We start from the raw sequence: 24,720 nt of genomic DNA, 5'->3' as shown, positions 1-24,720 counted from the left end.
GGCACAACACCGCGGCCCGGCCCACCCCAACGGGTCAGATGTCGTAACTCGCGCCGGGTCGGACCACGTCGATCGGCCCGGTGTACGCGCCGGCGGCCGACTCCAGGGTGTGCGCCTCACTCCCCCAGGCGGGCACCAGATGGGTCAGCAGGAGCCGACCCACCGCGGCCTTGGTCGCCGCCTCACCGGCCTCCCGGCCGGTCAGGTGCAGATCCGGCGGATTGTCCATGCCATCGAGGTAGCTGGCCTCGCAGAGGAACACGTCGGCGTCCTGGGCCAGCCGCAGCAGCGCCGCGCACGGCGCGGTGTCCGAGGAGTAGCACAACGACCGGCCGCCGTGCTCCAGCCGCACGCCGTACGTCTCGACGGGGTGGTTGACCCGGTCGACGGTGACCGCGAACGGGCCGATCGGGAAGGTGCCCGGCTGCAGGGCGTAGAACTGGTAGACGTCCTCCACCGAGCCGTCGTCGCCGTACGCGGCGCTGAGCCGGTCCGGTGCGCCGGCGGGCGCGTACACCGGCAACGGCGGATAGGGGCCGTCCGGGGCGTACCGGCGCACGACCACGTACAGAACGGCGTCGAACATGTGGTCGCAGTGCAGGTGGGTCAGCAGGATCGCGTCCGGGGCGTGCAGTCCCGCGTACCGCTGGAGGCTGGACAACGAGCCGGAGCCGAAGTCGACGAGGAGCCGGAAGCCGTCGGCTTCGACGAGATAGGCCGAGCAGGGCGACTCGGGGCCGGGAAAACTGCCGGCGCTGCCCAGGACGGTCAGTCGCATCGAGTCGTCTCGCTGTCACTGTCAGTAGCATCCCTGCCGGCCGTTGCCTCAGCCATGATCTCTACCGACGCGTACGTCACGCTGCGCAGCCTACGCTGGGGCACCGGGCGGCAAGAATCATCCGCCGGAAGTTGTCACGAACGTGACACACACTCACGGCGCGGCGGATGCGGTACGGGCCGTCGACACACGTCGACGGCCCGTACCGGGAAGACCGGCTCGGTCAGGCCCAGAGCTGCCCTTCCAGGGCGTCCTCGGCATCGGCGAGCGTCCCGCCGTACGCGCCGGTGGACAGGTATTTCCATCCACCGTCGCAGACCACGAAGGCCACGTCGGCCCGTCGACCGTCGCGGACCGCCTCGTGCGCCACCGCCAGCGCGGCATGCAGGATGGCGCCCGTGGAGAAGCCGGCGAAGATGCCCTCCACCTCCACGAGTTGGCGGGTACGCAGCACCGCGTCCCGGGTGCCGACCGAGAAGCGCCGGGAGAGCACCGAGGCGTCGTAGAGCTCCGGCACGTAGCCCTCGTCGATGTTGCGCAGGCCGTAGACCAACTCGCCGTAGCGCGGTTCGGCGGCCACGACCTGAATGCCCTCGACCTTTTCCCGCAGGTAGCGCCCGGTGCCCATCAGGGTGCCGGTGGTGCCCAGCCCGGCCACGAAGTGCGTGATGCTGGGCAGGTCGTGCAGCAGCTCCGGCCCGGTCGTCTCGTAGTGCGCCCGCGCGTTCGCCTCGTTGCCGTACTGGTAGAGCATCACCCAGTCGGGGTGCTCGGCGGCGATCTGCTTGGCGGTGGCGACCGCCTGGTTGGAACCACCCGCCGCCGGCGAGAAGATGATCTCGGCCCCGTACATCCGGAGCAGCTGGATCCGCTCGGTGGAGACGTTCTCGGGCATCACACAGACCAGCCGGTAGCCGCGCAGCTTGGCCACCATCGCCAACGAGATGCCGGTGTTGCCACTCGTCGGTTCGAGGATGGTGTCACCCGCGCGGAGCCGGCCAGCCTCCTCCGCCGCCCGGACCATGAACAGCGCCGCGCGATCCTTGATGCTGCCGGTGGGGTTGCGGTCCTCCAGTTTGGCCCAGAGCCGCACCGGCGGGGCACCGTCGGGCACCGTCGGAGAGAGCCGGGGCAGGCCGACCAGCGGCGTGCCCCCACAGGCGTCGAGCAGGCTTTCGTACCGCGCCATGGCGGCCGACCTCAGCGAGCCGCGACGGCGGCGTGCCCGCTGGCCGCCACTGCCGCGGCGCTGTGCGAGCTGATCGCCGCGGCCGCGGCGAAGCCGAACGCGCCGCCGGCCACGGCCGGCAGGATGGTGACACTGTCGCCGTCGGAGAGCTTGGCGTCCAGTGCGCCGAGGAAACGGACGTCCTCGTCGTTGACGTAGACGTTGACGAAGCGGTGCAGCGTGCCCGCGTCGGTGATCAGCCGGCCGCGCAGACCGCCGTGCCGGGAATCCAGGTCGGTGAGCAGATCGGCGAGCGTGTCGCCAGCGCCGTCGACGACCTTGGCGCCGCCGGTGTAGCTGCGCAGGATGGTGGGGATGCGAACCTCAATGGCCATGATGTCGAACTCCTCGATCGGGTGTGCCTACGGTGACGGGACGAGACGGTTGCGGCGCTGACAGGTCAGCGACCGGAACACTCGTAATCGACCGTCGCCGGGCTCTGCCCGAACATGTAGGACTGGACGGCGTGCGGGTCGACGCTGGCCTCCACGACACGGACCGGCTCCTCGGTGACCACGCCGTCGACGATCCGGAACGACCGGATCTCCTCCGCGGCGGGCTCGCGGGTCGAGACGAGCAGGTAGTGCGCGCCCGGCTCACCGGCGAAGGAGACATCCGTCCGCGACGGGTACGCCTCGGTGGCGGTGTGCGAGTGGTAGATGATGACGGGCTCCTCGTCCCGGTCGTCCATCTCCCGCCACACGCGCAGGTGCTCCATCGAGTCGAACTCGTAGAAGGTCATCGACCGCGCGGCATTGTCCATCGGGATGTGCCGGGTCGGGGTGTCGCTGCCGACGGGACCGGCGACCACGCCGCACGCCTCGTCTGGATGATCCCGGCGCGCGTGGGCGACGATCGCGTCGATGATCGACCGGTCGATGCTCAGCACGTGCACCAGCCTAACGCCTGTCGGGCACGGGCCGAAGTGGTGCCGGTCACGCTTAGTCGATCAAGGCGTTGAGCAGCGACTCCTGCAAATATCCGAGGTACGCGTAGACCGAGAGCTGGAACACCCGGCTGGATCCCGGATCCTCGGCGACCGCGTCGTCCAACTCCTCGCCCAGGTCCGTGCCGTCCTTGATCTCCAGACGGACGCCCATCGCGAGCCGGGCGTCGTTGAGCGCCCGTAGCCACGCCTCGGCCGCCTCGGCGTCCAGCCGCACCTCACCGCCGGCGTCGTCCGGCAGCGCGGCCAGGATCGCCCCCGCCTGATCGATCTTCGCGGTCTTCAGGTCGCCCTCGGTGTAGCGGCGGAACTCGGCCGTCCCGGGAGCGTCCTGCGGATAGACCGCCGGGAAGAGCCGACCGACGACCGGGTCGGTGTGGTCGAAGCCGTCAGTGAGCAGGCCAACCACCTCGGAGGCGACCTTGCGCAGCACCCGCACCTCGTCGACGGCGAAGGTGGCGACGTAGCGGCCGGCCTGCCGGCGGAACATGCTCACGACTTGTCCACCGTCGCCCACAGCCCGTACGCGTGCAGCTGCGACGCGTCGTGCTCCATCCGTTCCCGTGCACCGGTGGAGACCACGGCACGCCCCTTGTGGTGCACGTCCAGCATCAACTGCTCGGCCCTCTCCCGGCTGTAGCCGAAAAGCTTCTGGAAGACCCAGGTCACGTACGTCATCAGATTGACCGGGTCGTCCCACACGATCGTCACCCATTGCCGGTCAGCCGCCGGCACCTCATCAGTGTCCGGCGTCTCGACCGGTGCAACCTGTGGAGCCGCCATACCCCCCATCGTGCCACCGGTTTCCCGGAACCGAGGAACCGGAACGCCGGCCCGGCGCGGATCGCCCACCCCGGACACCCCTGACCCGCCCTGGACACCGTCGGACGCGTGCGGGGACGCGGCCCCGGACTCGGGGGCGGCCACGCCGTCAGGCGAGCAGGATGCCGTGATCGACTGCATCGGAGAGCACCGCGCCCAGCGAGAGGCGGATCACCTCGAACCGTCGGGAGACCTCCCGGGACAACCCCAGCTCGACCTCCCGCACCGCGCGCTGGGACCAGGCCCGCGCCGCGCTGTGGTCGTCGTTGCCGGGGGTACGCCACTGCTGCCAGCACCCGCCGGAGAGCGCCACCGCAACCGGCGGGAGCACCTCGGCGCGGGACGCGGGCGGATAGTTGGCGAGGGCGTCGATCGCCTCCGGGCCGGTCAACGTGGCCACCCCGGCCGTGCTGGTGATCAGGAGCACCTTGTCCAGCTCGTGGCCGGGCCGATCATCGGCCAGGCCGTACTGCACTGCGGTGGCGATCCGCCGCCGCACCCCTTCGACCGGCGGCCCACCGAGCACCCGGGCCGCGGCGTCGGCCATGATGCCGCGCACCGCCTGGTCGCACTGGGCGGTGGCCAACAGCGACAACGCCGCCATCTCCCGGTCCAGGAGGTCCGGTAGGCCCGCGCAACCGACCCCGAACACGATCTCCTGGACGGCCCGCAGGTGGATGTTGGCCAGCTCCAGTGCGAGATGCTGGCGGATCCGCTGCGCACACGATCGGGTCTGCCGGTCGAGGTGCTCGGACCAGCCGCCCGGATCGGCGGCCACGGCGACCCGGTCGTGCTGGCCCGGCGGCACCGGCGGGTCGGCGCTGGCCCGCCGCAGCCCCTCGCCCGACGACCAAACCACCAACGCCCGCCGCAGGTCGGCGGCGGAGTCGGCGGAGTGGGCGTCGACCGGGAACCACCGCGCGCCGGCCAGCGCCGGCACCGCGGCCAACAGCGCCGCGCGGTGGGCCGCCACGGTCACCGCGGCCGCGTCCACCTCGGTCGCCCGACCGGCAGCCGGCGGGACGGACGCCCCCGCGTCCTCCGTCGTCGCCATACCGTCGGACGGCGGGGCCCAACCCGCCACGCCGGGAGTCACCGCGAAGACGACCTCCACCGCGGTCGGTGCGACCTCGGCGAGCAGGTTCAGCTCGGCGGCGGTGAACGCCTGGTCGGCGGCGATCACGAAGAGCAGTGCACCGGCCCGGCCCACCGCGTCGAGCAGCACCGGCCTGCCGGCCAGGCCGAACGTGGCGGTGTCCGGTGAGTCGATCAGGGTGAAGTGCCGCAGCAGCGGCTCGGGCACGCTCAGCTCGACCCGCCGGGGTGGACGGGCCAACGCCGGGCCGGCCGCGTTCCGGTCTGCCCCGTAGGAGTGGGGCTGGCGGTATCCGGGCACGAACGCCGCCCGGGTGGGCACCTTGGCGTTGCGTACCAGTAGCCAACTGCCGGCCGGCACGGTGAGCATGACCGGGTCGAGCCCGAGCAGCGTGGCGAGCACGGCGCGTCGCTCGGCACCGGCCGGGCCGACCGCGACCACGCCAAGGGGCTCGTCCGGGGCCGGGCTGGTCACGCCGACCTGGGTGGGCAGCGGACCGCAGCTGGGCAGATCGACCGGGCCGGCCACGTCGTCCGACGAGTCGACCGAGGGGAGAGGGCCCTGCTTCATCAGGTGGCCTCCCGGGGCAGGCGACCGGACGCCCGGTCGGGTGCGAAATCCGGTGAAGAAACCCGGATGCCGGAAGACTACGTGCGGGTCGGCAACCAGGTGGAACACTCCGGATACTCACCGGTAATTGTGCGACTACTCAACTTCGTTGAGTGACGGTGCGGGCGCGGACGGATTCCGGTCGATATGCTGCGCGAATGAGTCGATGGAAGTTCGTCGGCCGGACCGACGAGCTCAACCGCCTGCTGGCGGCGGTGACCGGCGAGGCTGGTCGGGGGCTCTTCTTCAGCGGCAGCGCCGGGATCGGCAAGAGTCGGCTGCTGCGCGAGGGCCTGAGCACGTTGCCCACCGAACGCTTCGCGATCTGGTCCATCGCGGCCAGCGCCACCACCGCGGCGCTGCCGTTCGGCGGGCTGGTGCAGGTCCTCCCCGCCGAGCAGCCCCAGGGCCTCTCCCCCGCCGGCATCCTGCGCTGGGCGCTCAACGTGCTGCAACAGCAGGCGGCTGGTCGACGGATCGTGCTCGCCATCGACGACGCCCACCTGCTCGACCCACCCTCGGCGGCGCTGGTCCACCTGGTCGCCCGCTCGGAGAACGCCACAGTGGTCGGCACCCTGCGCGACGGCGAGCAGATCCCCCTGCCGATCCGCGCACTCTGGACAGACGATCTGGTCGAGCACGTCGAGCTGACCCCGATGCCGCAGGCGGAGACCGCTGGTCTGTTGGCGGCGATCCTGGGCGGCCCGGTCGACGCCGGCTCCGCCGACCGGCTCGGCCGGCTGTCGGCCGGAAACCCGCTGCTGCTGCGGGAGCTGGTGCACGCCGCCAACGGCAGCTCCGAGTTGAAACGCACCTACGGGATCTGGAAGTGGACCGGGCGACTGGAGCTGGCGCCCAACCTGACCGACCTCATCGACACCCGGGTCGGCAAACTCACCGACGGCGTCCGCGCGGTCGTCGAGCTCGTCGCGTTCGGCGAACCACTCGGCCTGTACCTCCTGCGGCAGGCCGCCGACCAGTCGGACGTGGAGACCGCCGAGGAGCGCGGGCTGATCAGCGTGGTCCAGCACGACCGACGCACCAACGTGCGGCTGGCCCACCCGCTCTACGGCGAGGTGATGCGCCGCCGCTGCCCGGTCAGCCGCACCCGCCGACTTCAGGCCCACCTCGCGGAGCTGCTCGAGCAGGTCGGCAAGCGCCGCCGCGACGACCTGCTGCGGGTCGCGGTGTGGCGCCTCGACTCCGGCACCGCACAGGACCCGGCCCTGCTGGTGGACGCGGCGGTCCAGGCGTTCACCCGCTACGACGTGCCGCTGGCGACCCGGCTGGCACGTGCCGCGTTGCACGCCGGTGGTGGCTCCGACGCGGCCGAGCTGCTGGCCACCATCCTGATGTTCGCCGACCGGCCGGACGAGGCCATCGACGTCCTCGACGCGGTGACCCCCGAGGCCGGCGACGAGTGGCGGCTCTGCCGTTGGCTGACCGTGCGCGGGATGGTCAGCTACTGGGGGCTGAGCCAGGAGTCCACCGTGGAGGAGATCGCGAGCCGCGTCGAGCAGCTCAGCGACTCCGCGGACCGGTCCCGGGTGCACGCCTTCGAGGCGATCATGCGCCTGCACCGACTGGACACGACCACCGCGGTCCGGCTCAGCCAACAGGTGTTGGACCGGCCGGCCGCCGGCGTCGCCGCCCGCGAGCTGGCCCGCTGCACCATCGCGTACGTCCAGGCCGCGCAGGGCCAGCTGACCCGCAGCGGTACGGCGATCGCCCAGGTGCACTCCGCCGTGGCCAACTGGCGCACCGACATGCCGTACCTGCAACTGGCTCTGGAGCTGGCCCGGGGCACCCGGCTCATGTTGACCGGAGACCTGGCCGGGATCGACGCGATAGTGGCCGACGAGTTCGCCGACCTCGCCGGCGCCGGTGACTTCCGGCTCGGCACCGGCTACCTGGCCATCCTCCAGTCGTACGCGGCCCGGTTGCGCGGGCAGAGCGACGCCGCCATCCGGGCCTCGCTGGGTGCCTGCGCGGTGTTGGCCACCAGCCGGGTCTACGCCGGTCTGGCCCAGGCCGAGCGAGCCCAGTCCGCCGCGCTGCGCGGTGACGCCACGCAGGCCGCCGTGGCGATGGCCGAGGCGGACCGCACCCACGCACCCGGCATGGCGGTGCTCTACCCGTGGCTGGAGCAGGCCCGCGGTGCGACGCTCGCCGCGTCGGGTGACCTGCCGGATGCGGTCAAACAGCTCAGTGACCTGGTGGACCGGCTGCGCGCGGACGGCTTCGCCGGGCACGAGGTGCACGTCCTGCACGATCTCGTCCGGCTGGACCAGGCCGGCATGCCGATCGGGCCCACCTGCTCCGACGGTGGCCGGCGTACGGTGGCGCAGCGCCTGGCCGAGCTGTCCGAGCGGGTCGACGGGGTGCTTCCACCGCTGCTGGCCCGGCATGCCCGCGCGGCGGTGACCGACTCCGCCGCGGATCTGCTCGCGGTCGCCGACGACTACGCCGCACTGGAGTTGGCCGTGTATGCCGCCGAGGCCACCGCCCAGGCCGTGCAGCGGTTGCGCCGGCAGCACTCCACCGCGGCCAACGACGCCCGGGAACGCCTGGCGGGCCTGCTCGGCGGTTGCGACCTGATCCGGACGCCAGCGCTGCACGCGGGCGCACCGGTGCTCACCGAACGCGAGTGGCAGGTTGCCCGCCTCGCCGCGCACGGCACGCCCAGCCGGGCCATCGCGGAACGGCTCTACCTCTCGGCACGCACGGTGGAGAACCACCTCCAGCGGATCTACGCCAAACTCGGCGTGGCGGGCCGAGCCGAGCTGGGGGCCGCGCTGCGCGCGATCCCGGGCCACGAGGGCGGCTACGCGGACTGAACCTTAGGCTGGGGCCGTGAGCATCAACCGCCCCGCACTGCTGACCGACCACTACGAGCTGACCATGGTCAGTGCGGCACTGAGGGACGGCACCGCCGACCGCCGGTGCGTCTTCGAGGTGTTCAGCCGCCGGCTGCCCAGCGGCCGCCGCTACGGCGTGGTCGCCGGAACGGCCCGGCTGATCGAGCTGATCCGCGACTTCAGGTTCGACCCCACCGAGGTCGACTTCCTACTGCGGACCGGGGTGGTCGACGACGCGGCCGCGGCCTGGCTCACCGACTACCGCTTCACCGGCGACATCGACGGGTACGCCGAGGGTGAGCTGTTCTTCCCCGGTTCACCGATCCTCACCGTCTCCGGCGGTTTCGCCGAGTGTGTGGTGCTGGAGACACTTGTGCTCTCCGTGCTCAACCACGACAGCGCGGTGGCCGCGGCGGCGGCACGGATGGTGACCGCGGCACGGGGTCGAGCGCTCATCGAGATGGGGTCGCGCCGAGCCCACGAGGAGGCGGCGGTGGCCGCGGCGCGGGCCGCGTACCTGGCCGGCTTCCGGTTCACCTCCAATCTCGCCGCCGGTGCGCGCTACGGCATCCCGACGGCGGGCACGGCGGCGCACGCCTTCACCCTGTTGCACGACGACGAGCGGGCGGCGTTCGCCTCGCAGGTCGCCACGCTGGGCAAGGACACCACGCTGCTTGTCGACACGTACGACATCAGCCAGGGCATCCGCAACGCGATCGCGGTCGCCGGGCCGGAGCTGCGGGCGGTACGGATCGACTCGGGCGACCTCGCGGTGATCGCCCAACAGTCCCGGGAGCTGCTCGACTCGTTGGGCGCCACCGAGACCAAGATCATTGTTTCCGGCGACCTCGACGAGTACTCGATCGCCGCACTGGCCGCCGAACCGGTGGACATGTACGGCGCCGGCACGGCCGTGGTGACCGGCTCCGGTGCGCCGACCGCCGGGCTGGTCTACAAGCTCGTCGAGGTCGAGGGACGGCCGGTGGTGAAGCGCTCCGAGCACAAGGCGACAATCGGCGGCCGGAAGGTGGCGGTCCGCCGGCACAAGCCGACCGGCACCGCCACCGAGGAGATCATCGTGCCGCAGGGCGTACCGGACCGGCAGCCCAACGACCGCATGCTCCAACACTCGTACGTGGTCGCGGGCGAGCCAGTGTCGCTGCCCACCCTCGACGAGTCGCGCGAGCACCTGCGCGAATGCCTGATCTCCATCCCGTGGGAGGGGCTGAAACTCTCGGCCGGCGACCCGGCGGTGCCGGTCTCCGTCGTGCCCGCCGACTGAGCCTTCCGCTCGATCCGATCTCGAAGGGAGATCCTCGATGGCCAACGCGCTGATCATCGTGGACGTGCAGAACGACTTCTGTGAGGGTGGCTCGCTGGCCGTCGCGGGCGGCGCGGGCGTGGCCGCCGGCATCTCCCGGCTGCTCGCCTCCGAGCCGGACCGCTGGTCGCACGTGGTCGCCACCAAGGACTACCACGTCGACCCGGGAGCGCACTTCGGCGATCCGCCGGATTTCGTGGAGTCCTGGCCGCGGCACTGCGTGGTCGGCACCACCGGGTCGGAGTTCCACCCCGAGCTGCACACCGGTCGGGTCGAGGCGATCTTCCACAAGGGCGAGCACGCGGCGGCGTACTCCGGGTTCGAGGGGCACGCCGACGACGGCGAGTGCCTGGCCGACTGGCTGCGCCGGCACGACGTGGACCGGGTGGATGTGGTCGGCATCGCCACCGACCACTGCGTCCGGGCGACCGCGCTGGACGCGGCCCGGGAGGGGTTCGCCACCACCGTGCTGCTCGAACTCACCGCAGCCGTCGCCCCGGCGACCACCGACGTGGCCCTGCGTGCCATGGACGGCGCCGGGGTGACCCTGCACGGCGAGCCTGTGATCAGGGCCGCATAAGACCGTAATTCGTTGGCCTTCGGGCCGCTGCCGGCCGAGGATGTCGCCGGAGGTACGGACCTACGTGAACATGAAACCTTACCGGCAGGCGCTCGCCCTGCCCGGCCTGCGGTCGCTTCTGTTGGTCGCCGTGCTTGCCCGCATCCCGCTCACCGCGACCGGGGTGACCCTGACCTTCCACGTGGTGCTCGACCTCGATCGAGGCTATGGGGCGGCCGGCCTGGTGGGCACGGCCGTCACCGTGGGCGCGGCGATCGGCGGGCCGCTACTGGGCCGACTGGTGGACCGGCGTGGCCTGCGCCCGGTCCTGGTGCTCACCGCCATCGCCGAGGCGATCTTCTGGTCCACCGCTCCCGGCCTGCCGTACCCGCTGCTGCTGCCGGCGGCCTTCGTGGCCGGCTGCCTGGCCCTGCCGATCTTCTCCGTGGTCCGTCAGTCGATCGCCACGCTGGTTCCGGAGGACCAACGCCGCCCCGCGTACGCGCTGGACTCGATGTCTGTGGAACTGTCCTTCATGATCGGCCCGGCGTTGGCGGTGGCCCTGGTCACCGCGATCTCCGCGCAGACCACCATGTACCTGGTCGGTGGTGGAATCGTCGCCGCCGGGATCGCCCTGTGGGTGGTCAACCCGCCGACCCGCGGTGCCGCCGAGGCCACCGGCCCGCAGCGCCGGGTACCGCGTCGGGAGTGGCTGACGCCACGACTGCTCGCCGTGTTGGCGCTCAGCGCCGCCGCGACCCTGGTGCTCGGTGGCACCGACGTGGCGGTGGTCGCCGTCCTGCGGGCCAGCGGCGAGGTCGGCTGGACCGGCGTGGTGCTGGCCATCTGGGCGGTCGCCTCGCTGGTCGGCGGGTTCGCCTACGGAGCCGTGCACCGTTCGTTCTCCCCGCTGGCACTGACCGCCGCCCTCGCCCTGTGCACCATCCCGGTCGGGCTGGGCGGCGCGCACTGGTGGTTGCTGTGCCTGGCGCTGATCCCGGCCGGCGCCCTCTGTGCGCCGACCATCGCGGCGTCCTCCGACGCGGTCAGCCGCCTGGTCCCGGCTGCCGTCCGCGGTGAGGCCATGGGCCTGCACGGATCGGCGGTCACCGTCGGCATCGCGATCGGCGCGCCGCTCGCCGGTGCGGTCATCGACGCCACCGCGCCGCTCTGGGGCTTCGTGGTCACCGGCGCGCTCGGCGCACTTGTCACCCTGGTGGTGCTCCCGATCGAGCTACGCCGCCGCCGCAACGCCGCCGCCTCCCCGCCGCCGCCCGTCGAGGCCGACCTCACCCCCGCCGCCCGCTGACCGGGCCGCCCCGACAGGTCTCGCGCCGACGCGTTGAGGGTCGGAGGCGCAGCGACCTGGTCAGTCCCGGACGTGCCGCGCGGCGTCGACCAGTCTGGCGCCCGCCGGGCATCCGGCCCGCATGCGGGCATGCGGGCATGCGGGCATGCGGGCATGCGGGCATGCGGGCATGCGGGCATGCTGAAGAGTGTGATGCCTGTGAGTCATCTTGATGACTCACAGGCATCAGACGCTTCGGGCACCTAGCCCCCTTCGGGGCCGGGCCGGGCCGCCGACAAGACCGCGCCGCAGGCAGCAACATCCGGGAAGTTGCGCGGATCTTGGCGCAGGCGCAGGCGCGGGGGCGGACGCCCGCGGGCGGGCACGGAAACCCGGGGCGGACGCGGAAATCCGGGGCGGACGCGGGAGCGCCGGGACGCCGGGGGCGCGGGCGCGGGGCGCGGGGCGCGCGGACGCGAGGCGCACGGGCGCTTGGCCGGACATGGCGACGGGCGCCGCTCCCGGTGGTTCCGGGGGCGGCGCCCGTCGTACGGCTGGGCTTGCTCGTCAGTGCCGGTCGATGTCGCTTGCGGTGTCCTCGCGGTAGCTGGCACCGCCGTCCGACTCGCTGGTGAGCGGCTTCGAGCCACCCTCCGGCGGGCCGGCCAGGCTCTGGCCGCCGGCAGCCAGCTCCGGGAACTTCTCGTCGAACGCCGGACGCTCGGAGCGGATGCGGGGCATCCGGTCGAAGTTGCGCAGCGGCGGCGGGCTGCTGGTCGCCCACTCCAGCGAGTTGCCGTGACCCCAGGGATCGTTCACCTCGACCACCGGGCCGGTCTTGTACGACTTCCAGCAGTTGTAGAGGAACGGCAGCGTGGAGATACCGGTGATGAACGCGCCGATCGTGGAGATCGTGTTCAGCGTGGTGAAGCCGTCGCTGGGCAGGTAGTCGGCGTACCGACGGGGCATGCCCTCGTTGCCCAGCCAGTGCTGCACCAGGAACGTGGTGTGGAAACCGATCATGGTGAGCCAGAAGTGCACCTTGCCCAGGCGCTCGTCGAGCATCCGGCCGAACATCTTCGGGAACCAGAAGTAGATGCCGGCGAAGACCGCGAACACGATGGTGCCGAAGAGCACGTAGTGGAAGTGCGCCACCACGAAGTACGAGTCCGACACGTGGAAGTCGATCGGCGGGCTGGCCAGCAGCACACCGGTGAGACCACCGAAGAGGAAGGTGACCAGGAAGCCGATCGCCCAGAGCATGGGCGTCTCGAAGCTGACCTGACCCCGCCACATGGTGCCGATCCAGTTGAAGAACTTCATACCGGTCGGCACGGCGATCAGGTAGCTCAGGAAGCTGAAGAACGGCAGCAGCACCTGGCCGGTGGCGAACATGTGGTGCGCCCAGACGCTCATGGAGAGCGCGGCGATCGCGACGGTCGCGGCGACCAGACCCTTGTAGCCGAAGATCGGCTTGCGGGAGAAGACCGGGATGACCTCGCTGATGATGCCGAAGAACGGCAGCGCGACGATGTAGACCTCGGGGTGCCCGAAGAACCAGAACAGGTGCTGCCAGAGCATCGGCCCACCGGTCGCGGCGTCGTACACGTGGGCGCCGAGGATGCGGTCCGCGGCGAGCGCGAAGAGCGCGGCGGCCAGCAGCGGGAAGACCAGGATCACCAGGAGGCTGGTGACCAGGATGTTCCAGGTGAAGATCGGCATCCGGAACATGGTCATGCCGGGCGCACGCAGGGTGAGCACCGTGGTGATCATGTTCACCGCGCCGAGGATGGTGCCCAGACCGGAGATGGCCAGACCCATGATCCACATGTTGGCGCCGACGCCGGGCGAGTGCTCGACGCTGCTCAGCGGCGCGTACGCGAACCAGCCGAAGTCGGCGGCGCCACCCGGGGTGAGGAACCCGGCGGTCGCCATCGTGCCGCCGAACAGGTACAGCCAGTAGGCGAAGCTGTTCAGGCGGGGGAAGGAGACGTCGGGCGCACCGATCTGGATCGGCACGATGTAGTTGGCGAAAGCGAACACGATCGGCGTCGCGAAGAACAGCAACATGATCGTGCCGTGCATCGTGAAGAGCTGGTTGTACTGCTCGGGCGACAGGAACTGCAGCCCGGGTCGGGCCAGCTCAGCCCGCATGACCAGGGCCATCAGGCCACCGATCATGAAGAACACGAACGCGGTGACCATATACATGATCCCGATTTGCTTCGCGTCCGTGGTTCGCAGCAGCCGCGCGATGGCCGACCCCTTGACCGGCTCCCGGACCGGCCAGGGCCGGGTCACGACCGGCTTGGGTGCGACGGTGGTCACGAGTGGCCTCCGGTTCTCGGTTGTCCCGCTCGGCACACGCTGGTTATCGGCGGGCCGTCATCCGCAAGGAGGATAGTCCCCGGCAGGTCGCAGCGCCGCGTGGGGTGGCGTGACACGATCTACTACGGGCCTACAGCGGGCCGAGCAGTAACCGGTAGTGCTCCCCGAAGATCCGGCCGCCGCGCCCGCGCAGCAGCGGGTCGCGCAGCGCCGGCGGCACGTCCCTGGTCCGGTTGCGGTCCCGGGTCCGGTCCCGCACCCATCGGGTACGCGGACGACGACGACTCTCGTACGCCACCAGGGCCGCTTCCACGCTGCCGGCGGCGCGCAGCGACTCCGCCAGCACCACCGCGTCCTCCAGCGCCATCGCCGCACCCTGGGACAGAGTGGGCGCGGTGGCGTGGGCGGCGTCCCCGACCAGGAGCACCCGCCCCCGGTGCCAGCGGCCCAACTCGACCTCGTCGGTGATCCCGACGTGCACCCGGTCGAGTGCCGCCAGCACCTCCGGCACCGGGCCGCGGTAGTCGGCGAAGAGGTCGCGCAGCCGGGCCAGCGGGTCGGCGGGCGCCTCCGTGCCGGCCTCGTCGGCGTAGAGGTGCAGTCGCCCGGCGCCGATCGGCACCATGAGGAACCCGGAGCGCTGGCCGAGCAGGGCGGTCCACTCGGTGACGGGCGGGCCGTCGCGCAGCACCGCCCGGTAGACCACCTGACCGACCGGGCGGGGCGGCCCGCCGAGCGCGGCCAGCGCGCGCACCGAGGAGCGTGGCCCGTCGGCGCCGATGACCAGGTCGTACTCGGTGGTGGTGCCGTCGGTGAAGGTGACACCGACCGCCCCCGGCAGTAGCTCCAGGGTGCGGACCTCGGCGCCGTGCCGGACGGCGCCGCCGGCGCCGCTGAGCAGCACCCGGTGCAGGTCGGCCCGGGGTAGCGCCCGGCATTCGCCGACGCCGGCCCAGAGGGTGTCCAGGTCGACCTCGCAGAGTCGCGCGCCGGTGGCGTCGAAGAACCGCTGCCGGTGGATCACCTGCCCGAGCGGGCGGACCGGGTGGTGCAGACCGAGCCGGTGCAGCGCGCGGGCGGCGTTGCCGGGCAGGTAGAGGCCGGCTTCGGTGCACTCCCCGGGTGGCAGCTTCTCCGTGACGTCGGGCCGGAAGCCGGCGAGGCGCAGCGCCCGGGCCACGGCCAGGCCGGCGATGCCCGCGCCGACGACGAGGATGCGCAGGGGGGAGCCACCCATGGTGGTGTACGCCTCCGGAGGGGGAGCGGAACGCGTTGGAGGCAACACGCTACTCGGAGCGATCGACGCACGCCAGGCCCATTCGGCCGTCCGGAGCCGCTCGTCGGCGTGTCGCGGTCGTGAGCCGGTAGCCCGTCGACAGCCGTCCGGTGGGACGCGGTAATCCGCACGATTCCTCACTTTGACGCGTGCGGTTGCGCAGCAGTTTCAGACATGTAAATGTGTCTTTGAGCGTGGGAGCGCTCCCGCACGACCCCACCACATCCGGCGCCCGGCATGCGCCGAGTCAAGGAGCGTCATGAAACGTCAACTTCGGGCCCTGGCCGCCGCCGGCCTGCTGCTCGCCGGCTCACTGGTAGCGGTGGCCTTCGGCGGCACCGCCTCCGCCGACACCCAGATCTGCGAGCAGTACGGCTCGACCGTGATCCAGGGGCGGTACGTGGTGCAGAACAACCGCTGGGGCACCACCGCCCAGCAGTGCATCAACGCGACCAGCAACGGCTTCGAGATCACCACCCTCAACGGCAGCAGCCCCACCAACGGCGCGCCGACGGCGTACCCCTCGATCTTCTTGGGTTGCCACTACACCAACTGCTCCCCCGGCACGAACCTGCCGATGCAGGTGAGCCAGATCAGCAGCGCCACCAGCAGCATCTCCTACCGCTACGTCGGCGGGGCGACCTACAACGCGTCGTACGACATCTGGCTGGACCCCTCGCCCAAGCGCGACGGGGTGAACCAGATGGAGATCATGATCTGGCTCAACCGGCAGGGCTCGATCCAGCCCATCGGCTCGGTCGTCGGCTCGACGAACCTGGCCGGCCGGACGTGGCAGGTGTGGCAGGGCAGCAACGGCTCCAACAACGTCATCTCGTACGTCGCGCCGTCGGCGATCTCCAGCCTGAACTTCAGCGTGCTGGACTTCATCAACGACGTCCGCAACCGGGGCGCGATCAACAACTCCTGGTACCTGACCAGCATCCAGGCCGGCTTCGAGCCGTGGCAGGGCGGCGTCGGCCTCGCGGTGACCTCGTTCTCGGCCAACGTCAACGGCGGCGGCCAGCCGCCGACGACCCCGCCGCCGGGCGGCGCCCGGTGCGCGGTGAAGTACACCGCCAACTCCTGGAACAACGGCTTCACCGCCGACGTGCTGATCAGCAACACCGGGTCCAGCGCGATCAACGGTTGGACGCTGAACTACAGCCTGCCCGGCGGGCAGCAGGTCACCAACGCCTGGAACGCCACGGTGAGCCAGAGCGGGTCCGCGGTGACCGCCCGCAACATCAGCCACAACGGGTCCATCGCACCCGGCGGCACGGCCAGCTTCGGCTACCAGGGCACGCTGAGCGGGGCGTACTCGTCCCCGACCAACTTCTCGCTCAACGGGGCAAGCTGCTCCCGGAGCTGAGTGCTCTCGACAGGCTGCGGGGGCGTGACAGTTCAGGTCACGCCCCCGCGGCGTCTGTCGGTGCCGGCCTTGCTCAGGCGGCCGGCGGGATGGTCCGCGTCCGGCTCAGTTGGCCGAAGCTGGTCGCCGACTCGTCGTACGTGGTGCCGAAACCGCTGCCCGAGACGGTCGTCCACGCGGACGTGCTGATGTGCACGCTGCCGTCCTCGCCCGTCCACCGCTCGCGCCGGAGCGGCTCGTCGAGAGCCACCCAGGTGACCTTGAGGGTGGTGGTGCCCGCGCTTTCCTGCCCCTCGCCGCAGATCTCGTCTCCGTCGACGAAGTCGCAGTGCTGCTGAGACTCCTGGTACGGCACCGTCGCGGTGAGCTTCGCACCCGTCAACGAGAACGAGAAGCGGGTGACCGGCACGTCGTACGCGCGGCGGGAGACGGTGTCGCAGCCGCGCACCCCGTCGGTGACGGCACAAACGCTCTTCTGCCACTCGACGTCGACAACTGTGTCGCCGACCGCCGGCCGGGTCACGTCGACGAACATGCTGCCGTCGCCGTCGAAATGGGCGTGCGCGGACCGGTTGACGGTGTCGGCCTGCGCCGGGCCGGCGACCAGCGTGACCGTGGCGGCGGCAGCGATGCCGGCGGCCAGGACTGTGGAAAGACGGATCACTGGGCTCCCTTGTTGAGGTGGAGCGACGACCTTAAATCAATCCACTGACATCCGGCACCCGGTTTGATCCACTCGGGTTACCAGAAGTCGGGGCATCATCACGCCCGGGACCCCCCGACTTTCGGAAAGTCGAGTCGATCAAGCGCCGGCGGCGTCGATCAAGCGCGGGCGGCCGAGGTCAGACTCGGGTGAGGCGGACGGCGTCGGCGATGACCAGGCCGGCGGCGTTGCTCCACCGACTCACCGCCACCCGGTTGGCGTCCCCGGCCGGCAGCGTGAACGTGCCCAGGACCCGCCACTGCCCACCGGTCACCCGCTGGTCGACGTACACCGTCTTGTTGCCGGTGCTGGTGGCGACGATGTACGGGGTGGCGCTGTTGTAGCCCGAGTTCGTCGGCCACCAGGCCTCGACCCGGTAGCTGCCGGCCGCCGGCACATTGAACCGGTACCAGGCGGGGTCGCTGGCCGCGACCGGGTCGGCGTACCGGTAGTCGGCGCCGTACCGCTGACTGGAGAACGTGGACACACCCCAGTTGGCGCTGGCGGTGAACCGACCGGAGGTGGTGTTGTCCACGGTGGAGGACCATGCCGTGCCGCCGGCCATCCGCGCCGCCACGTCGGCCCGCATGACGTTCAGGTCGATGAACGACGGGTCGATCTTGCCGGTGGTGCTGGTCTCCCGGTGGCCCCGGGCGTAGCTGCTGTCCCGGCCGAGGCGGGTGAGTACGGCGGCGGTGGCGGCGAGCGACGCGTTGTACTGCGCGGCGGTCATCTCCTGACTGACGCCGTTGTAGTCGATCTCCCACCCGATCATGAGCGTGTTGCCGTCCCCGGCGGGGATCGGGCCGCTGCCGCCGCTGACCCCGGCGTGGTTGCAGCGCCCGGCGGAGATGACGTGGAAGACGCCGTGGTAGTCGACGAGTGCCTGGCACAGCGGTCCGGGCAGGTCGGAGCGGCCGTTGATGCAGATGCCGAGCGCGGGGTGCGGGTTGCTGGCGCTGGAGGTCGAGGCGGTGTGGTGCCAGAGCACCCCGATCGGGTCGAACGAGCCGGGCCGCATCCGGTTGAGCCAGTCGCCCTCGACGACGACCTGGACGCCGGCGGCGCGCAGCACGTCCACCAGCCATCCGACCGTCGCCATCAGGCGTCCCGGAGCAGGTCGGCCAGGCACTCGGCCTTCGGTGCGGCGCTCGCCGGAGTGGGCCGGGCGACGACGGTCAGCGCGGCGGCCACCAGGGCGGGGATGCCGAGCACGCCGCGGCGGCGCAGACGGATGGATGGTGATCGGGCCATGGCGATCCTCCAGCGACGACGGGTGCTAACGCATCGACGAACGTGATGACGGGCACGCTATACCGTCACGAACGTCGATGTCGATACCCTTCAGCACCGAATCCGCCCTTGAAGGAAACCGCCGAGTCAGACCTCGCCGAGGGCATCGATGTCGCGCATCTCCTCCGCTGTCAACGCGAAGTGGAAGACGTCGAAGTTGGCGGTGATCCGCTCCGGGGTCACCGACTTCGGGATCGCCACGATCTCGTGGTCGATGTGCCACCGCAGCACCACCTGCGCGGGCGAGACCCCGTGCGCGGCAGCGATCCTGGTCAGCACCGGGTCACTGAGGTCGCTGGTCTTGAACGGGCTGTAACCCTCCAACACCACACCCCGGTCCCGGTGCTCGGCGTGCCGCTGCCGGTCGTACAGCGCCGGGCTCCACTCGATCTGGTTGACCGCCGGGTTCTCCTCGGTCGACTGGATCAGCTCGTCGATCTGCAGAGTGCTGTAGTTGCTGACACCGACCGCCCGAACCAGGTTCTCGTCCCGGGCTGCCAGCAGCTCACGCCAGAGCGGGATGCTGTCCGACGGCGACGACGGCGGCCAGTGGATCAACCAGAGGTCCACCTGGTCGACGCCGAGCGCCTCCAGGCTGGCCTCCAACGTCGCGCGCTCCTGGCCCACCCGGTTCGGCGGGAGCTTGGTGGTGATGAAGACGTCCTCCCGGCGCAGCCCGCTCTCCTGCACCGCCCGGCCGACCTCGCGCTCGTTGCCGTACACGGTGGCGGTGTCGACGTGCCGGTAGCCGGTGTCGAGCGCGGCCAGCACCGCGTCGTACCCGGCCTGGCCGGTGGCCTGCCAGGTGCCGAAGCCGAGCAGGGGCATCCGTACGTCGCCCGGGAGCAGGACGGTGGGCTGGTCGGTGAGGTCCATGAGGTCCGTTCTACCCCGCCGAGCGCCCGGCCGCCGAGCGAACCGGACACTCCGGCATTCAGCGCACCGATCCGGTTTGCCGCAGAATGCGGGTGTGACCGACCGGCTGGAGGAGTACCGGCGACGACGGGACGCGACGCGTACCCCCGAGCCGGTGCCCGAGCGGAGCCCCGCGGCGGCCGGCCCGGACGGCGACACCGCGCGCTTCGTCATCCAGCAGCACCACGCCCGGAGCCTGCACTGGGACCTGCGCCTGGAGCACGAGGGGGTGCTGGCGTCCTGGGCGGTGCCGCGCGGCCTGCCCCGCGACCCGGGTCGCAACCACCTCGCCGTGCACACGGAAGACCACCCGATGGAATACCTCGACTTCTCCGGTGAGATTCCCGCGGGCGAGTACGGCGGCGGCCGGATGACGATCCACGACCGGGGCACCTACCGGTGCGAGAAGTGGCGCGACGACGAGGTGATCGTGACGCTCTCCGGCGACCGGACCGCCGGCCGCTACGTCCTCTTCGCCACCGGGGGCCGGGACTGGATGGTCCGGCGGACCGACCCGGCGCCGCCGGGCTGGGCACCGATGCCCGACCTGGTCCGCCCGATGCGCGCCACGGCCGCCGCCGGGCTCCCTCGCGACCGTGCCGCCTGGGGGTACGAGCTGCGTTGGGACGGCGTCCGGGCGTTGGCGTACGTCTCCGGTGGGCGGCTGCGGTTGCTCTCCGAGGCCGACGAGGAGATCACCGGCGGCTACCCGTGGCTGCGGGCGATGGCCGAGGCGCTCGCGCCCACCGAGGCCGTACTCGATGGTGTGCTGGTGCGCATCGACGGCGCCGGCCGGGTCCGCCCGATCCGCCCGGCCAGCGGCGGTCGGGTCCCGGCCGGCGCCCAGTATCTGCTCGTCGACCTGCTCTGGCTGGAGGGCGTGAGCAGCGTCGACGTGCCGTACGCGCAACGCCGGGAGCTGCTCGATGGGCTGGCCTTGGCCGGTTCGCACTGGCAGACTCCGCCGTGGTTCCCCGGCGCGGGCGACGAGGCCCTGCGCGCCGGCCGGGAGCAGGGCCTGCCGGGTGTGGTCGCCAAGCGGCTGGACTCGGTGTACGAGCCGGGGCGGCGCAGCCGGCGCTGGTTGAGCATCGACGCGGTCTGACGGCGAGGAGCGACGTGTACCTGACCCATCTGGACTGCCCGCGCTGTGGCAAGGAGTACGCCGCCGACGCGCTGCACAACCTCTGCGAGTGCGGCTCCCCGCTGCTGGCCCGCTACGACCTGCCGGCGGTGGCGGAGGTCCTCACCCCGGAACGCTTCGGACTGCGCCCGGCCGACCTGTGGCGCTACCGGGAGCTCCTGCCGGTCGGCGACCCCCGGCACGTCACCACGCTCGGCGAGGGTTGGACTCCGCTGCTGCGCGCCCCGGCGTACGGCGCCGAGATCGGCATCGCGGACCTGATGGTCAAGGACGAGGGGTTGGTCCCGACCGGCTCGTTCAAGGCGCGCGGCGCGGCGGTCGGCGTGAGCCGGGCCCGCGAGCTGGGCGTACGGCGGATCGCGATGCCCACCAACGGCAACGCCGGGTCGGCCTGGGCCACGTACGCCGCGCGGGCCGGGATCGGCGCGACAATCGTCATGCCGCTGGAGGCCCCGGGCATCTGCCGGCGCGAGTGCGTCGCCGCGGGGGCCGACCTGCGCCTGATCGACGGGCTGATCAGTGACGCCGGCCGGTGGGTCGCCGAGCTGGTCGCGGAGTCGGACGGGGCGATCTTCGACGCCGGCACGCTGCGCGAGCCCTACCGGTTGGAGGGCAAGAAGACGATGGGGTACGAGATCGTCGAGCAGCTCGGCTGGCAGACGCCCGACGTGATCATCTACCCGACCGGCGGCGGTGTCGGGCTGATCGGCATCCACAAGGCACTGCACGAGCTGCGTGAGCTGGGCTGGGTCGGCGACAAGCTGCCCCGGCTGGTGGCGGTGCAGTCGACCGGCTGCGCACCGATCGTGCGGGCGTTCGCCGCCGGTGAGGACCGGGCGCAGCCGTGGGCGGACGCGCACACGGTGGCGTTCGGCATCACCGTGCCGGCCCCGTTGGGCGACGAGTTGATCCTGGCGGCGCTGCGCGAGTCCTCCGGTACCGCCGTCGCCGTCGACGACGCGGACATCCTGGCCGACCTCCGGGACTTCGCGGCCCGCGAGGGGCTGCTGCTCTGCCCGGAGGGGGCCGCCTGCCTCACGGCGGCACGGCAACTGCGCGCCGGCGGGTGGATCCGGGCCGGCGAGCGGGTGGTGGTGCTCAACACCGGTGCCGGGCTGAAGTATCCGGACACGGTCGACGTGTCCGGCGTACCCGTGCTGAGGTGACTCAGTAGCTGTCCGGCTTGGTCAACCGCCAGGCCGCGTTGATCAGCCCGACGTGGGAGAGCGCCTGCGGGGTGTTGCCGAGCTGCTCGCCGGTGGTCAGGTCGACCTGCTCGCTGAACAGCCCCACGTCGTTGGCGTACCCCACCACCCGCTCGAACAGCGCCTCGGCCCGCGGTGTCTCGCCCGCCATGACCAGGCACTCCACCAACCAGAACGAGCACAGCAGAAACCCGCCCGGGTCGGTCGACCACCGTCGGACCAGCCCGCCGTCCGTGCCCAGCTCCCGTTCGACCACCGCCATCGTCGACCGCATCCGCGGGTCGGTCGCGGGCAGGAAGTGCGCCACGGGCAGGGTCAGCGCCGAGGCGTCCAGCTCCGCCGAACCAAAGGAACCGGTGAACGCCCCGATCCGCTCGTTCCAGCCCTCGCGCAGCACGGCCTCGCGGATCTCGTCGCGCACCCCGGCCCAGCGGCGCGGGTCGGCCCTCTCCCCGAGCCGGTCGGCGAGACCCACCGCCCGGTCCAGCGTCAACCAGCAGATCACCTTGGACGACAGGTAGTGACGCTCCTCGCCCCGGGTCTCCCACATGCCCCGGTCCGGCAGGTGCCACGTCGCCGCCACCTGCTCGGTCAACCCGAGCACCATCTCGCGCAGCTCGCCCTCGAACGGCGCGCCGAGATAGTCGCGCAACCGCCACACCGCCGACATCACCTCACCCGGCACGTCGAGCTGCCGCTGCCGCCAGGCGTCGTTGCCGATCCGGACCGGCCTGCTGTCGCGGTATCCGCGCAGCTGGTGGCAGTGGTGCTCGGAGAGGTCACGCTCGCCCTCCAACCCGAAGAGCACCGGCACCGGTTGGTCGCCGATCCGGCCGATCGAGCGCGACGCCCAGGCGAACAGCCGGGACGCCTCGTCGGGGCAGGCCGCCACCCACAGCGCCCGCATGGTCAACGAGAAGTCCCGCAGCCAGGAGTAGCGGTAGTCGTAGTTGCGGTCGCCGCCGATCCGCTCCGGCAGCGACGTGGTCAGCGCGGCGGCGACCGCGCCGCTGCGGGCGTACGTGAGGCCGGTCAGGACCGTCGCGCTCTGCCGGACGAGATCGGGATACCGGCCGGAGTACGTGTGCACGTCCCGGTACGCGTCCCACGCCTGACCCGTCTCGGCGAGCGCGGCCACCGGGTCCAGTCGGGCCGGCGGGTCGCCGTAGGCGGCACCGTACGCCACGTCCATCCCGACCACCTGACCGGCGGACACCTCGAACTCGTGCGTCACCCGGTCCCGGCCCACGTGCAGGCGCAGGCCCGGCGCGTGCAGCACCAGCACCACCGGGCCGGCACCGGCCAGCACCCCACCGTCCGGTTGCTCGTGCAGGTACGGCGTGAGCAGGCCGTACTCCGGTCGGGGTGCGAAATCCAGGCCCATCCGGACCCGCCCGGACAGCCCCTCGACCACCCGGATCAGCACGGCGGGCGAGTTCATCCCCAGCTCGTGGGCGCGGGCGCCGACCTCGGCGGCGAGCGCGTCGGTGACGGCCACGCTGCCGTGCGGCGTGTGGTGCACCGTGCGCAGCACCAACGTGCCCGGCAGGTACGCGCGCTCCACCCGGTGCCCCGGGCCACCGGCGCCGACCGGGGCGAGCCGGAAGTGCCCGGCGGTCGGGTCGAGCAGCCGCCCGAACACGGAGGCCCCGTCGAACCGGTGCGGGCACCACCAGTCGATCGAGCCGTCCCTGCCGACGAGCGCACCCGATCGGGAGTCCGAGAGGAATCCGTAGTCGGAGATCGCCGGCTGCTGCTCCACCCGCCGGGGGTACCCGCATCGGCCCGGATCAGACCGCTGCCCGAGCGGTCACGAGGTCGGCGGCTCGTCCTTGCCGGCCTCCTCCGCCGCGTCGGCCTCCTCCTTGGTCCGGTGTACGGCCTTGTCGGCGTGCTCCGGCGGGCCGTAGACGGTGTACAGCACCAGCGGGTTCGGGCCGGTGTTGACGAAGTTGTGCTTGGTCCCGGCCGGCACGACCACCAGGTCACCGGAGACGACCTTCCGCTTCGAACCGGCGACCCGGGCCTCACCGATGCCACTGACGAAGGTGAGGATCTGGTCGACGTCCTCGTGCACCTCTTCGCCGATCTCCCCACCCTCCGGGATGGTCATGACGACCAACTGGGTGTGCTCACCGGTCCACAGCACCCGCCGGAAATCCGGGCTCTTCTCAGCTTCGGTCGCGATCGTGAAATGCTCCATGACCAGGCTCATACCCCGTCCGGCAGCGGGCCACGCCGGGAATGACGGATGCCACCGCAGACGCCGGCGTCCTGCGCCGCAGGACGTCGGGACTCGCGAATGACGGAATTCCCCACGGTCTGCGGGTTTGGATCCCAGCGGACCGGGGATCGTGACACCGGACCGGCACGAACGGCCGGTCGAGCCAGGTCCCCGCTGGCGTACCGCCGAACGGCTGCGATGGTGGGAGACGGCCAGAGCGCGGCGACGTTCCGACCACGGTCGAAGCGGCGCCGCGCGCTCGTGTCCGGCCCCCTCCCCGCCGCGACGGGCGGACGAGCCTACTGCCGCTCGGTGAAGCCGAACTGGATGACGCCCTCGTCGTCGACGGTGGCGTCCACCGAGGCGTCGCCGAGCAACTCGGCGGCGTCCTCGTCCAGGAATATCCGGGCGCCCTGATTGTCGATCACCCGGTCGCCCTGCACCGGCTCGGGCACCAACTCCACGCTCAGCGAGCCGGCCTCGGTGTCGGCGGCGATGCGTACGCCGCCGTCCTGGGCGACGTCCTGCTGGTTGGCGAGGTCACGGATGACGAGCACGGCGTTGTCGGTCATGGTGAGCATGTGTGGAACTCCTCGTGGATTCTCGGCTCGCGGTCGGCATGGTGCGGTGCCCGGACCGGATGGTCGGCTCGCGTACGAGCGCACGTGTGAGGCGAAAGGGCGAACGGTCGTCGCCGTCGCATCGAATCGGGGCAGCTGACGGCCCCTGCACTCCCACCGTGCCCGCTGACCAGGCAT

Annotated in this window: 23 protein-coding genes; 7 read left to right on the top strand and 16 right to left on the bottom strand. The window is 71.6% G+C overall.

From position 1 onward, the window contains the following. Positions 1-34 precede the first annotated feature (34 nt). The 7 genes from AB0B57_RS21115 to AB0B57_RS21085 form a co-directional block, all read right to left on the bottom strand. Complete coding sequence (locus AB0B57_RS21115; RefSeq protein ID WP_357072165.1) at positions 35-778, bottom strand: MBL fold metallo-hydrolase; 744 nt, start codon at positions 776-778, stop codon at positions 35-37. 223 nt (positions 779-1,001) lie between these two features. Next, complete coding sequence (locus AB0B57_RS21110; protein ID WP_357072162.1) at positions 1,002-1,967, bottom strand: cysteine synthase; 966 nt, start codon at positions 1,965-1,967, stop codon at positions 1,002-1,004. A gap of 11 nt (positions 1,968-1,978) precedes the next feature. Continuing rightward, complete coding sequence (locus tag AB0B57_RS21105; RefSeq protein WP_357072159.1) at positions 1,979-2,341, bottom strand: MoaD/ThiS family protein; 363 nt, start codon at positions 2,339-2,341, stop codon at positions 1,979-1,981. Positions 2,342-2,406: 65 nt separating this feature from the next. After that, entirely contained in the window at positions 2,407-2,895 is a 489-nt protein-coding gene (locus AB0B57_RS21100; protein WP_357072156.1) for a M67 family metallopeptidase, read from the bottom strand. Between the two features lie 52 nt (positions 2,896-2,947). Then, positions 2,948-3,442 carry a DUF2017 domain-containing protein gene (locus AB0B57_RS21095; protein ID WP_355033101.1) on the bottom strand — a complete coding sequence of 165 codons (495 nt, stop codon included), beginning with the start codon at positions 3,440-3,442 and terminating at the stop codon, positions 2,948-2,950. Between the two features lie 2 nt (positions 3,443-3,444). After that, positions 3,445-3,735: an ATP-dependent Clp protease adapter ClpS gene (gene clpS / locus AB0B57_RS21090; RefSeq protein ID WP_139583456.1), complete on the bottom strand. Its 291-nt coding sequence runs from the start codon at positions 3,733-3,735 to the stop codon at positions 3,445-3,447. Positions 3,736-3,883: 148 nt separating this feature from the next. Then, complete coding sequence (locus tag AB0B57_RS21085; RefSeq protein WP_357072153.1) at positions 3,884-5,440, bottom strand: hypothetical protein; 1,557 nt, start codon at positions 5,438-5,440, stop codon at positions 3,884-3,886. 197 nt (positions 5,441-5,637) lie between these two features. Between AB0B57_RS21085 and AB0B57_RS21080 the strand changes: the two genes are divergently transcribed. Genes AB0B57_RS21080 through AB0B57_RS21065 form a run of 4 tightly spaced genes read left to right on the top strand, consistent with a single transcriptional unit; the run spans position 5,638 to position 11,526 of the window. Then, a complete protein-coding gene (locus AB0B57_RS21080; protein WP_357072150.1) occupies positions 5,638-8,316 on the top strand; it encodes a LuxR C-terminal-related transcriptional regulator in 2,679 nt (892 codons plus the stop codon). Positions 8,317-8,332: 16 nt separating this feature from the next. Continuing rightward, complete coding sequence (locus AB0B57_RS21075; protein ID WP_357072147.1) at positions 8,333-9,619, top strand: nicotinate phosphoribosyltransferase; 1,287 nt, start codon at positions 8,333-8,335, stop codon at positions 9,617-9,619. A 37-nt stretch (positions 9,620-9,656) separates the two neighbouring features. Beyond that, positions 9,657-10,238 carry an isochorismatase family protein gene (locus tag AB0B57_RS21070; RefSeq protein ID WP_357072144.1) on the top strand — a complete coding sequence of 194 codons (582 nt, stop codon included), beginning with the start codon at positions 9,657-9,659 and terminating at the stop codon, positions 10,236-10,238. Positions 10,239-10,278: 40 nt separating this feature from the next. Beyond that, positions 10,279-11,526, top strand: a complete 1,248-nt coding sequence (locus AB0B57_RS21065; protein WP_357072141.1) for an MFS transporter — start codon at positions 10,279-10,281, stop codon at positions 11,524-11,526. A 546-nt stretch (positions 11,527-12,072) separates the two neighbouring features. Here AB0B57_RS21065 and ctaD read toward each other — a convergent pair. Both ctaD and AB0B57_RS21055 read right to left on the bottom strand, forming a co-directional pair. After that, positions 12,073-13,833, bottom strand: coding sequence for a cytochrome c oxidase subunit I (gene ctaD / locus AB0B57_RS21060; protein WP_357072138.1), 1,761 nt, complete (start codon positions 13,831-13,833; stop codon positions 12,073-12,075). Between the two features lie 130 nt (positions 13,834-13,963). Beyond that, a complete protein-coding gene (locus AB0B57_RS21055; RefSeq protein WP_357072135.1) occupies positions 13,964-15,070 on the bottom strand; it encodes an FAD-dependent monooxygenase in 1,107 nt (368 codons plus the stop codon). A gap of 298 nt (positions 15,071-15,368) precedes the next feature. Here AB0B57_RS21055 and AB0B57_RS21050 point away from each other — a divergent pair, with 298 nt between their 5' ends. Further along, positions 15,369-16,478, top strand: a complete 1,110-nt coding sequence (locus AB0B57_RS21050; RefSeq protein ID WP_357072132.1) for a cellulose binding domain-containing protein — start codon at positions 15,369-15,371, stop codon at positions 16,476-16,478. A 73-nt stretch (positions 16,479-16,551) separates the two neighbouring features. Here AB0B57_RS21050 and AB0B57_RS21045 read toward each other — a convergent pair whose 3' ends face one another. The 4 genes from AB0B57_RS21045 to AB0B57_RS21030 form a co-directional block, all read right to left on the bottom strand. After that, a complete protein-coding gene (locus AB0B57_RS21045; RefSeq protein WP_357072129.1) occupies positions 16,552-17,142 on the bottom strand; it encodes a hypothetical protein in 591 nt (196 codons plus the stop codon). Between the two features lie 178 nt (positions 17,143-17,320). Further along, positions 17,321-18,283: an N-acetylmuramoyl-L-alanine amidase gene (locus tag AB0B57_RS21040; protein WP_357072126.1), complete on the bottom strand. Its 963-nt coding sequence runs from the start codon at positions 18,281-18,283 to the stop codon at positions 17,321-17,323. Beyond that, positions 18,283-18,435 (bottom strand): hypothetical protein, encoded by a 153-nt coding sequence (locus tag AB0B57_RS21035; RefSeq protein WP_357072123.1) that lies wholly within the window; start codon positions 18,433-18,435, stop codon positions 18,283-18,285. The genes AB0B57_RS21040 and AB0B57_RS21035 overlap by 1 nt, the downstream gene beginning before the upstream one ends. 126 nt (positions 18,436-18,561) lie before the next feature. Then, complete coding sequence (locus tag AB0B57_RS21030; RefSeq protein WP_357072121.1) at positions 18,562-19,350, bottom strand: aldo/keto reductase; 789 nt, start codon at positions 19,348-19,350, stop codon at positions 18,562-18,564. 94 nt (positions 19,351-19,444) lie between these two features. Here AB0B57_RS21030 and AB0B57_RS21025 point away from each other — a divergent pair, with 94 nt between their 5' ends. Continuing rightward, entirely contained in the window at positions 19,445-20,494 is a 1,050-nt protein-coding gene (locus tag AB0B57_RS21025; protein WP_357072118.1) for a DNA polymerase ligase N-terminal domain-containing protein, read from the top strand. 14 nt (positions 20,495-20,508) lie between these two features. After that, on the top strand, positions 20,509-21,699 hold the full coding sequence (locus AB0B57_RS21020) for a threonine synthase (RefSeq protein WP_357072115.1): 1,191 nt from the start codon (positions 20,509-20,511) through the stop codon (positions 21,697-21,699). Position 21,700: 1 nt separating this feature from the next. Here AB0B57_RS21020 and AB0B57_RS21015 read toward each other — a convergent pair whose 3' ends face one another. From AB0B57_RS21015 to AB0B57_RS21005, 3 genes are all read right to left on the bottom strand, one after another. Then, a complete protein-coding gene (locus AB0B57_RS21015) occupies positions 21,701-23,500 on the bottom strand; it encodes a glycoside hydrolase family 15 protein (RefSeq protein WP_357072112.1) in 1,800 nt (599 codons plus the stop codon). Between the two features lie 48 nt (positions 23,501-23,548). Continuing rightward, positions 23,549-23,941, bottom strand: a complete 393-nt coding sequence (locus tag AB0B57_RS21010; protein WP_357072109.1) for a cupin domain-containing protein — start codon at positions 23,939-23,941, stop codon at positions 23,549-23,551. A gap of 320 nt (positions 23,942-24,261) precedes the next feature. Next, positions 24,262-24,543, bottom strand: coding sequence for an adhesin (locus AB0B57_RS21005; protein WP_357072105.1), 282 nt, complete (start codon positions 24,541-24,543; stop codon positions 24,262-24,264). Positions 24,544-24,720: the final 177 nt, after the last annotated feature.

Origin of the sequence: Micromonospora sp. NPDC049101 (genome assembly GCF_040648675.1) — a bacterium.
Classification (GTDB): Bacteria; Actinomycetota; Actinomycetes; order Mycobacteriales; family Micromonosporaceae; genus Micromonospora.
This window is presented reverse-complemented; position numbering and strand designations above follow the sequence as displayed.